Source organism: Streptomyces sp. NPDC111802, from assembly GCF_055634335.1.
This window is the reverse complement of record NZ_JBVKCZ010000096.1, coordinates 1-11,078: the sequence shown is the minus strand read 5'-3', so window position 1 is coordinate 11,078 and position 11,078 is coordinate 1. Positions and strand designations below refer to the sequence as shown.

Annotated in this window: 8 protein-coding genes; 7 read left to right on the top strand and 1 reads right to left on the bottom strand. The window is 66.1% G+C overall.

Annotated elements, in window-relative coordinates:
• Positions 1-66: 66 nt before the first annotated feature.
• Entirely contained in the window at positions 67-1,263 is a 1,197-nt protein-coding gene (locus tag ACZ7NC_RS43015) for a cytochrome P450 (RefSeq protein ID WP_471497383.1), read from the bottom strand.
• Positions 1,264-1,772: 509 nt separating this feature from the next.
• On the opposite strand from ACZ7NC_RS43015, the gene ACZ7NC_RS43010 reads away from it, so the two are divergent.
• From ACZ7NC_RS43010 to ACZ7NC_RS42980, 7 genes are all read left to right on the top strand, one after another.
• Positions 1,773-2,915, top strand: a complete 1,143-nt coding sequence (locus ACZ7NC_RS43010) for a beta-ketoacyl-ACP synthase III (RefSeq protein ID WP_471497381.1) — start codon at positions 1,773-1,775, stop codon at positions 2,913-2,915.
• A 125-nt stretch (positions 2,916-3,040) separates the two neighbouring features.
• Complete coding sequence (locus tag ACZ7NC_RS43005) at positions 3,041-3,286, top strand: acyl carrier protein (RefSeq protein WP_471497379.1); 246 nt, start codon at positions 3,041-3,043, stop codon at positions 3,284-3,286.
• Between the two features lie 29 nt (positions 3,287-3,315).
• Positions 3,316-4,512 carry a beta-ketoacyl-[acyl-carrier-protein] synthase family protein gene (locus tag ACZ7NC_RS43000; protein WP_471497376.1) on the top strand — a complete coding sequence of 399 codons (1,197 nt, stop codon included), beginning with the start codon at positions 3,316-3,318 and terminating at the stop codon, positions 4,510-4,512.
• A gap of 44 nt (positions 4,513-4,556) precedes the next feature.
• Complete coding sequence (locus tag ACZ7NC_RS42995) at positions 4,557-6,182, top strand: acyl-CoA dehydrogenase family protein (RefSeq protein WP_471497373.1); 1,626 nt, start codon at positions 4,557-4,559, stop codon at positions 6,180-6,182.
• A gap of 118 nt (positions 6,183-6,300) precedes the next feature.
• The gene (locus ACZ7NC_RS42990; RefSeq protein ID WP_471497371.1) at positions 6,301-7,458 is read left to right on the top strand and encodes a pyridoxal phosphate-dependent aminotransferase; all 1,158 of its coding nucleotides are present in this window, start codon (positions 6,301-6,303) and stop codon (positions 7,456-7,458) included.
• A 27-nt stretch (positions 7,459-7,485) separates the two neighbouring features.
• Entirely contained in the window at positions 7,486-8,649 is a 1,164-nt protein-coding gene (locus ACZ7NC_RS42985; protein WP_471497369.1) for a cytochrome P450, read from the top strand.
• A gap of 126 nt (positions 8,650-8,775) precedes the next feature.
• Positions 8,776-10,881, top strand: coding sequence for an alpha-hydroxy-acid oxidizing protein (locus ACZ7NC_RS42980; protein ID WP_471497367.1), 2,106 nt, complete (start codon positions 8,776-8,778; stop codon positions 10,879-10,881).
• Positions 10,882-11,078: the final 197 nt, after the last annotated feature.

Below are 11,078 nucleotides of genomic sequence, written 5' to 3'. Positions count from 1 at the left end.
GAGGCCCGGCCGTTCAAGTGGACCAAGACCGCCGACCAGATCATCGACCGCATCTGCCGCTACTGCTCACGCATCTCCGAACCAGCTCACTAGGGAATCCGAGGCCACAGGCAAGCTGCTGCAGAGGCGCTGTGTGGTGTAAGGGCACCAGGTGGGCTGGCCGGCCAGGGTGAGACGGGGCAGACGGGTTGCGAGGGTGGTGACGGCGGTGATGAGTTCCATGCGGGCCAGTTGGGCGCCGATGCACGTATGAATACCTTTCCCGAAAGCGATGTGGGGGGTACCGGTGCGATGGGGATCGAACGTATCGGGGTGCGGGAATACGGCCTCGTCACGGTTCATGGCAGCGATCAGGAACCGGATGGGAGTGTGGGCCGGAAGAGTGACGGTACCGATGGTCATGTCCCGCCGTGTTGTGAGGTTGATGGAATTGATGATGTGGGGACTGCGGTAACGCAACGCTTCTTCGACCCATGCGCTTGTGTTGTCGCGCAGGAAGGTCACAGTGCCCGGATTTTCGATGAGGGTGAGGACGGCCAGGTCGAGGGCGGCCAGCGCCGACGTGTAGGACGCGGCCCATAGCAGCCAGCACAAGAGCGCCACGTCGACCGCCGGTATGCCGGCAGCGGCGTCGGTCAGGCGGGCGAATCCGGAGCCAGGTGTGAAGAGCCGTTCGCGAACGGCGTTTTCCATATAGGTGAAGAGAGCCTTGGAGGCTTCATCCGCATCCGCGCGCGCAGCAGCAGTCGTTTTCGGGTAGAGAGCCTGGAAGATGCGGGCCGGTAACGTGGCGAGTGCGTCGAAGTCTTCGTCGGGGATACCGAAGACGGTGGCTGCTGCACGCTGAGTGAACGGCAGGGAGTACTGGCTGTGGAGATCCGCCGTGCCTTGTTCGGCCAGAGTGTCGGCGAGCAGGTCCGCCAGGTGTTCTGCATCCTCTTTTAGCTGGACGTTGGCTCGTGTGAGGAGGCTTCGGTCGAACGCCGCTGCTCCTATTCGCCGCAGCTCAGTATGGCGGGGCGGAACCGACTTGATGAGGGTCCGGTTGATGGTGCGCAGGGCGTAGGAGTTGGCATCGTCTTCTGCCGCGTCCCGGATGTTGGGGTCTTTCAGAAGGGCGGCATGTTCGTAGTTGGAGACGTAGGCCGTACCGTCTGGGTTGAGATAGACGGGGTGCTTGGCCCGCAGCCAGCTGTAGAAGGGATAGGGATCGCTGAGGTTCTCAGGCTGAGCGAGTGCGTCGAAGAGGTCTTGATCCGGCATGGGGACTTCCTTAACGCTGAGGGCGGACACGATGATTTGGGAGCTGTCAGGATGCCGCTCCCTGTCCCAGAGCTATTTCGGGAGAAGCCGTTTCGACCCCTGGTCGTCCGCTGGGATCGCGGCAAAAGCCGACGCATTGGGCGTGGCTAGTGATGCACCCATTGCAGCAAGTTGGGTGAGAGACCGACAGAACCCTTGGTCGGCCAAGACTACGAGCACCAGGCGACATTGCGCACTTGTGAAAGATGGGTGGCGAAGCCTCCAGCTCATTGGTGGGCGGCAACCCCTTCAATCCAGTTATTCACGCCCTGCTGGCCCGATCTCACCTGGCGTTCACGAGTGCACAACCTTGCCCGGTGCTCGCCACCTCCACGGCGCGAAGACGCTGTTGTGTCCTAGCCCTCGTGTGATGCAGTGAGTGTCCTTACGCCCCCTGCAATGGGACGGCGCTTCGGGAGACCAATTCACTCCCAATCACCTGCTGCATGTGCCGAAAAGGATGTGCCTGGATGTCCGTATCCGCTGTGATCTGTGGTCTGGGAACGTGTCTGCCGGAGCGGGTGGTCACGAATGAAGACTTGGCAGCCTGCTTGGACACGAGCGATGACTGGATCCGCAGGCGGACCGGCATCCTGCGCAGGCGAATGGTCGACCCAGGGACGAGTACCAGTGACCTTGCCCTCTCCGCAGGCCAGGCAGCTCAGGTGTCTGCCGGACGCACGGCCGATTTCGTGCTCTTGGCGACCACTACTCCTGATCGTCCATGCCCAGCCACAGCACCGGAGGTGGCCCATCGGCTTGGCCTGAACGAGGTGCCGGCGGTGGACATAGCGGCGGTGTGCTCGGGATTCGTCTATGCCTTGGGTCTGGCCGAAGCCCTGGTGAGAGCCGGTGCATGTGACCAGCCATTGGTGATCGGCGCGGAGGTGTACACGTCGATCATCGATCCGCAGGACCGGAACACCGCGGTTATTTTCGGTGACGGAGCTGGAGCGGTGCTGCTGCGCCGCGGTGACAGCGAGGAGCCAGGTGCTATCCGTGCCGTGGAATTGGGGAGTTCTGGGGCAGGCAGTGATCTGATCACAGTGCCCGGGGGTGGATCCCGGCTTCCGGGACGCGGACAGGAAGTACCCCGTGAACAGCGGTACTTCCGGATGCAGGGGCGCGAGGTATACAGGCAGGCGGTGGCCCGGATGTCGTCGTCCGCTCGCTCGGTGCTGGACAGCGTCGGGTGGTCACCCGCGGCAGTCCGCGCGTTTGTAGGCCACCAGGCCAACCAGCGCATCTTGGACTCCGTGGCCGACCGCCTGGGGATTGCCGCGTCCTACCGGTTCGGGAACATCGCCGAAGTCGGCAACACTGCCGCGGCTTCCATCCCACTGGCCCTGGCGGACGCCTCGTTGAGTGGTCGCATTCGTCCCGGTGCACCCACCGTGCTCACGGCTTTCGGCGGCGGTCTGACCTGGGGGTCAGCCGCAGTGACCTGGCCCGACGTGGTACCAGTGGCTCTGTCGCCCAAGTTCCCTACTGCTGTGGGCAGTTCCATCGCAGACCGCGACACTTACGCCGTCGCAACGGCTTCTCAGTTCCTCGACCGCTTGCATTGCGTTGCCCGCGATCGTCTCCAGCCGTCAGCCCCCCGAGAAGTGTGATGCGAGGTGATGGCTGTCCAGCAGTCGTCACGCGGGCTGCACGGATGGGAGGGGACCCGCTTCTCCCGCACGCTCACGCACCTGATCAACCCGACCCGTTTATCAGCATGTCCCAGGAGGTTCTCATGACCACCGCAGCCTCATTGCGCGAGAGTCTGGAACAGATGCTCACCGACAAGTTCCAAGTTGACCCGGCCGAGATCGCGGGCGAAGCCACCCTCACCGATCTCGGGCTGGATTCGCTTGCCCTGGTGGAACTGATTGATGCTCTGGCCACCGACCTGAGTCTGCAGCTCGAAGACGACGCCTTGCATCCCGCCATGACCGTGGACGAGGCCGTGGCGGCGCTGCGGCAAGGTAACGCCAAGTGACCAGGCCCGGCCCGGACCAGGACGTAGTGGTGACCGGTCTGGGCATGGTCAGCTCCGCCGGCATCGGTGCCGATGCCACCTGGAAGGGTGTGCTGGCCGGACAGCCGACGGCTCGCACCACCCCAGATCTTGCAGGACTGGCCGTGGACTTCGCCTGCCAGGTTCCGGACTTCGATCCAGTGACTCTGCTGGGCGCGAATCTGGCACGTCGTACCGATCGCTACAGCCAACTGGCTTTCGTCGCCGGCGCCGAGGCGCTACGCATGGCTGGTCTGGAACCGAAGGAGTGGGACGGATCGCGGGTCGGCGTGATCATCGGCACCGCGTTCGGCGGCATCACCACGCTCGAAAACCAGGTCACCCGCCTGTTGGGGGGCCATACGGTAGCGGCGACAACCGTCCCGATGATCGCGCCCAATATGCTGGCCGGGCAGCTGTCCTTGCATTGGCGAGCCAACGGACCCAGCTTCGCGGCCTGCACGGCTTGCGCTTCCGGAGCAACCGCGATCGGGTTAGGCACGCAGCTGCTGCGTACGGGGGTATGCGATGTTGTGCTGGCCGGCGGCAGTGACGCGGCCGTCAACCGCATCATCACCGCGTCATTCGCCCGGATGGGCGCCTTGTCATCGCGCTGCAAGACGCCGGCTCTGGCCTCTCGTCCGTTCGACGCCACGCGTGACGGCTTCGTTCTGAGTGAGGGCGCAGCGGTCCTAGTGCTGGAGCGGAGAGCACAAGCCACCGCGCGCGGGGCGAAGGCGTTGGCCCAGGCTGTCGGTTACGGCGCCTCGGCCGACGCCCACCACATCACCGAACCTCACCCAGAGGGCAGCGGACTGGAGCTTGCGACAAAGGCCGCCCTCGCTCAGGCTGACGCGACGATGGCAGATGTTGATCACATCAATGCCCACGCCACCAGCACGCCGAAGGGTGATCTGGTGGAGGGAGGATTGATCGCCCGGCTCTTCGGCCGCCGGGCGACGATTACCTCAGCCAAGGGAGTCCTCGGCCACACCATGGGCGCAGCCGGCGCCATCGAGGCGGCCTTGACGGTGCTCGCCATCAACGAGCAGACGGTGCCGCCGACAGCGAACCTGGAGCACCTGGACCCGCGGATCGAGGCGGATGTCGTCGTCGCCACGGCCCGCCCTCAGCACATCCAGCTCGCGCTCAGCAATTCCAGCGGCTTCGGCGGCCAGAACGCCGTGCTGGCTCTCGCCCCTGCCTGACAGGAAGCCTCGGTCTCCGGCCGGGGAGAGAGAAGGGAGGAAAGATGGTCAAGATGGCTGAGCAGGACGCACGAAAGACCACAGCTTCACCGCAGCTGTGGGCCTTGACGCGGAAGACCGTCACGGCGGCCCCGGAAGTCAGCTCTCGCCGCGCCGCCGACCAGATCGCTTGGTTGCGCGATTACGCGCCCCGCCGCATCAACTCGCTGCTCATCGACGAGCGGCGGTGCATACCCCCCTACATCGTCCAGGACTTCGGACGTGCCGGACTGTTCGGTCCACTCATCGAGGAGGAGTACGGCGGCACCGCCCTGCTCTTCCGCGACATGTTCCGGGTTTTCGAGCAGTTGATGGCCATTGACACTGCCTTAGGTACGTGGATGACCACCTCACTGTTTCCGGGCACCCGCGCGCTGTCGGCCTGGGCCAGCAGGGAGATCAAACAGAAGTGGCTGCCCTTGCTGGCCGACGGCCGTACCTTGGGCGCCTACGCCCAGACCGAGCCCAATGCCGGGAGCGACTTCTCGCAGCTGTCCACGACAGCCCGTCCGGCGGCGTCATGCGGATGGCTGCTGAACGGAGAAAAGCACTGGATCGGCAATGGCGCATGGGCGGGCATCTCCACCGTGATCGCCCGGCTGGAGACGAAGCGCACCGGCCCCTCCTCCCTGGTCGCATTGGCCGTACCCACCGCCAGCCACGGCGTTCATCTCGGGGAGGAGCACCTGTCCTTCGGCCAACGAGGCATGGTGCAGAACAGGATGCGCTTCACGGACGTGGCCGTTCCCGACAGCCACGTCCTGGCAGACGGCAACGGCCGCTTGGCCGCCATGGACTCGATGTGCGCCACACGCCTCGCACTGGCTGCCTTCGCACTGGGCGCGCTGAAGCGGATCGCCCAACTGGCCTTCCGCTTCGCCCGACGGCGGACAACCGCCGGAGTACCGCTCGTGAACCGGGCCGTGATCCGCGGGTGGCTGGCTGACACCGTCGCCCGCACCGACATCCTCGAAGCGCTCGTCTACGACCTGGCCCACCGGCTCGACACCGGGCAGACGGTCAGTATCGAATCCGTCATCGCCGCCAAGGTTCTCGGCAGCGAATGGGCGGTCGAGGCAGCCGACCGTTTAGTACAGCTGCTAGGGGGGCGTGGCTACGACGAGGCGAACCTGGCCGCCCGCATGTACCGGGACCTTCGCGTCTACCGGATCTTCGAGGGGCCCACCGAGACCCTGTGCGATTTCCTGGCCCGGCGGGCCTTGCGGCAAACCGGCCAGGTCCGCACCATGCTCAGCACTCACAGCGGTACAGACCTCGCTGCGCGATTCGAGACTGCAGTTGGAGACCGGCCGGCAGGAGATGGTATGCCGGACGCATCCCATGCCGCAGTCGCCACCGCCCTGATGTGGACCCTGGCCGCCGGTGCCGTGCGGAGAGGCTCACCCCACCACTCGCACGCACAGCAAGTCGTCGAGGTCCAGCTGCAGCGGGCCCTGGACGGCGTACGTACTCGGGGCAACGCCCCGACCACCATCTCGCGCGATCTGCTGGAGCAAGCGACGGACCGGTACGCCCAGCACATCGGTGACGTCGTACAGCAACTACCCGGAGCGCACTGCGGGCTGGACCCGCTGCTGCAGCCGCTGGGGCAAGTGGGAGAGCAAGCCTAAGCACACCGCTGCCCCTGACGCCCTGACACACCGCCAGCGGTAGTTCGTCACACGGCCGTTGCCGCCAGACGCAAGGCGAACGCAATGGATCCAGCACGCCGGAAGAGGAGCAGTCAGTATGGCGTACACCACGGCCCAACGGTCACCCGTCTCGTCGAGGGCCGCAGTACTGCAAGGCAGCAGCCTGGGCGACCTTCTCCTGCTGGCGCGGGAACGCGGTGCCATCGATCTGGCGGTTGGTACACCCGGCTACCCGGAACCGCCCGCCGGTCTTCTCCAGGCTGCCGACGACGCGATGCAGGCCGGGCGTAATCAGTACGACCACCCGTGCGGGGACTTGTTGCTTCGGAAGCGGATCGCCGAGACGCTTGCTCCGGGGGCCGACGCTCATACTGAACTGACCATCACCGTCGGCGCAACTGAGGCTTTGTGCGTCGCTTTGCTCGCCGCCGTTGACCCCGGGGACGAAGTAGTTCTCCTTGACCCCGGATACGAGCAGTTCAGGGCAGCCATCCTCCTCGCCGGTGCGGTGCCACGCTTCGTGCCTCTCAACCCGCCCACCTGGCGCTACGACCCCGCCGATTTGGCGGCCGCCTTCGGCCCGCGCACCCGGGCCGTACTGCTGAACACACCTGCCAACCCCACCGGGCGCGTACTCGACCGCGTGGAACTCGACGAGATCGCCACACTGTGCGAGCGCTGGAACACCACCGTGATCTGCGACGAGGTGTACAGCACTTACGTCTTCGACGGGCGGCCCTGGACGTCCGTCAGCGAGGTCCCAGGGCTCGCCGAGCGCAGCATCGTCGTCGGCTCACTTTCCAAGAGCTATGCGATCAGTGGGTGGCGCCTCGGCTTCCTACGCGCCGACGCGGCCCGTACCGAGGTGCTGCGGCGGGTGCACGAACTGACCACCAACGGCGCCGCCACCCCACTGCAGGTCGCGGTGGGCGTGGCTGCGCTCTCCATGGACCTGCGCACAGCCACCGAGCAAATGAGCCGGTGCCGGGACCTTGTCCAGGAGGTGTTCTCCCGCAAGGGCATGAAGTTCGCAGCGCCAGAAGGAGGGTGCTACTTGCTGGCCGACGTCAGACCTCTCACTGACGGGAATGGCCGCCGGTTCGTCCTCGAACTCCTCGACGAGTCCGGCGTCCTCCTCGCGCCTGGAGCTCCCTTCTTCGCCGACCCAGCTCGCGGTGAACAGTACGTACGTATCGCGTTCAACCGGCAGAGCGACCTCCTGCGCGAAGTTGAGCGCCGGGTCCTGGCCGGCTGACGCCAATAGGCAAGAGGGGTAAATGGCATGGGGCAGTACAGGACTGACCAATTGGGCCCGCTTCCAGCGTTTCTCAAAGACGGCAGCGAGGACGTGGTCCGCTTCGTGACACCTGTCGGAGACACGATGTGGCTTGTACGTGACTACACGCTCGGCCGCGCGGTGCTGACCGACAAGCGCTTCAGCCGGGCCTACGCCGTCCGACCCGGTGCTCCGAAGTTCAACGATGCGGAGCCCGCGGCGGACTCCATGGTGAGCATGGATGGCAGCCAGCACGCCCGGCTGCGACGCGTGGTCAGCGGCGCCTTCTCCACCGGCCGGATCGCCGCACTGGGTCCACTCGTGGAGGAACTCGCCGACCGGCATCTTGACGCCGTAGCCGCGCACGGTCCGGGCGCCGATCTCGTTGAACACCTCGCCGCGCCCCTCCCGCTTGTCGTTCTGTGCTCCGTGCTTGGCATACCACCCGAGGACAGCAATCGCTTCCGCGGCTGGGTCGAGGTTCTCTTCGACATCTCCCCCAGCAGCAACGAAGAGAAGGCTCGTCGACGCCTGGCACTCGCCACCTATATGAAGGGCCTGGTGGAGCGCAAGCGACGGCAACCGCGGAACGACCTGCTCACCGACCTGATCAAGGCGCACGATCGTGGTCAGCTCACCGCCAAGGAACTGCTCACTCTGGGGCTCACCCTGCTGATGGCCGGCTACGAGACCACGGTCGGACAGCTGAGCCTGACGGTACTGTCACTGCTCACCGATCACGAGGTGCACGAGGAACTCGTCGCACGTCCTGACAGGATCGCCCCTGCCGTGGAGGAACTGCTGCGGCTCAACCCTGCCACACCACTGACTTTCCCACGTGTTGCGCTGCAGCCAGTACAGCTGGGCAGTGTGACCGTCCAGGCGGGTGAGGCCGTCATGGTGGCGCCGTTGCACGGCAACCGCGACGCCAAGGTGTTTCTCGAGCCGGAGGCCCTCAACCTCGCGGGCCACGACGCCGCTCACTTGACCTTTGGCCACGGTGTCCATCGCTGCCTGGGCGCACCCCTGGCCAGGCTGCAGGTCCGCATTGTTATCGAACGGCTGCTGCTGCGCTTCCCGGCTCTCCGGCTCTCTGCTGTTGACACGCCGGTGACGTGGAAGGAGGACTTGGCGACGCGTGGACTGTCCCGGCTCCTCGTGGACTGGTAGTCACTCCGGCTGCCACAGCACGGCGTCGCCGCTTCGCAGGCTCAGCGGACACCGTCTCTCGACCAACCACCGGACCGCCAACTACCCAATCCTGTCCACCACCACTGACTACGGGACACCTAGGACATGACTGAGCGCACTGCTGCCCCCGCCGCCTCCACACAGCCGAGCACGAGCAGCCCTTCCGCGCCGCACACCATGACAACTCAGTGGCTGCGGACCTACCATCGCCGCCAACACGCCGCCGCCCGTCTCGTGTGCTTCCCCCACGCCGGCGGCGCCGCAACCGCATTCAGCAAGTTGTCCGCCGCGCTCCCCGATGACATCGAATTGCTCGCCGTACAGTACCCCGGCCGACAAGACCGCCGCTCCGAACGCTGCGCCGAGGACGTGGCCGCGCTGGCCCAGGAAGCAGCCCACGCCCTGGCTTCGTACGCTGACCTCCCGCTGTTCCTGCTCGGCCACAGCATGGGCGCCATCGTGGCCTTCGAGACGGCCCGGCTACTGGAGGAGCACGGGCCCGTGGCTGGGCTGTTCGTTTCCGCCGCCCGGCCTCCGGCACAGGATTGGGAGGAACCTGATGTCGAAGCCCTGAGCGATGACGATCTGGTCGCCGAGCTCCGGCGCCTCGGCGGCGTGCCCGACATACTCCTGCGAAATCCCCAATCCCGCGCCGAGGCACTACGGCTCTTGCGCGCCGATCACCGAGTGCTGCGTGACTACCACTGCGGACGGGATACCACTCTCAAGGCGCCCGTGACCGTTCTGCTCGCTGCCGAGGACCCAAAGAACACGTTGAAACAGATCCGGGACTGGGCCCGGCACACCACGGGGCGACACACTGTGGAAATCCACTCGGGCGGGCACTTCGCACTGACCGAACGCGTGGGCGAGGTCGCGAAGCTGCTCACCGGACATATCCATGACCAGTTGCCCGCCAAGTCCGCCGGTTCACCGGCCGACCTGGTGCGCGAGCTCTACCTCGCCGGACCGGACAGCCGCGGCTTTCGGCCGTCCACGGATCTCACAACTCTTCAGGACGCCGCTCGCGAGGTACTACCGCCGTCTGCCTACGGCTATGTGGCGGGCGACGCGGGAACTGGTGCCACCCGGCGCGCCAACCGCGAGGCCTTCGACCGCTGGCGGATCGTGCCGCGGATGCTCCGCGGCATCACCCACCGGGACCTGTCATTGCCGCTGTTCGGCAGTCGTCTGGCCGTCCCGGTGATGCTGGCGCCGGTCGCCGCGCAGACCGTCGTGCACCCCCAGGGTGAGCTCGCAGCCGTACGCGGCGCTGCCGACGCGGGTGTTCCTTTCGTACTTTCATCCTTTTCCTCCCACAGTATGGAGGAGGTCGCGGCAGCCGCAGGTGAGCAGCCACGGTGGTTTCAGCTGTACTGGCCGTCGGAACCTGCCGTGGCCGAGTCTCTGGTGCGCCGCGCCGAGGCGAGTGGATACTCCGCCCTCGTTCTCACGATCGACAGCCCTTCCTTCGGTTACCGCCCCGTGGACCTCGATCACGGCTATCTGCCCTTCCTGCACGGCTTGGGCCTTGCCAACTTCACCACCGACCCGGCCTTTCGCGTGGGGCTGTCCCCAGACGCCGACGAGAGCGCGGTGATCGCGCGCTGGGCCACCATGTCAACCAATCCCGCCCTCACCTGGGACGAGCTGGCGTGGCTGCGTGAGCTGACGAACCTCCCGATTCTGGTCAAGGGCATCCTCAGCCCGGATGACGCACGCCTCGCCCTTGCCCACGGCATGGACGGCGTGGTCGTCTCCAACCATGGCGGCCGCCAGCTTGATGGCACCATGGCCGCCCTGGACTGTCTGCCAGCCGTTCGCGCGGCTGTGGGGCGCGCCGTCCCGGTGCTGATGGACTCCGGCGTGCGCACCGGCAGTGACGTAATCAAGGCCCTGGCCCTCGGCGCGGACGCTGTACTACTGGGTCGGCCCTACCTGTACGGTCTGGCACTGGACGGACGCAGTGGTGTGCGGCACGTGCTGCGCTGCCTCCTCGCCGAGTTGGATCTGGGGCTGACATTGAGCGGGTGCGGAAGTGTTCGGGACATTGCCGAGGACCTGCTTGCCCCGGCCGGCCTCCTCGCGGCACCACGGGCAGAGAGCGACGACTCGGCGAAGGTTGGGCGTAGCCCGGTCCCGCAAGGGAGCCAACTGAACGGACGCCTCGCCGGAAGCGGCCCCGGCCATGACTCCACGCCTGGCCACTGACGACTCCGCCCGATGTTCAGCAGGCCGGCCGCCAGCAACTCGGTCAGGAGCACCTGGTGAAGACGGGGCCATAACCGGCAACGGTCCAGGTCCGACGATGCCGGTGATTCGGGCGAGATCCGTGGGGCTTGCGGTGGCAGTGGGAGCACTGGTGATGCCGAGTTCGGTATAGCAGTGGATCTTTCCGTCGCCCCGGC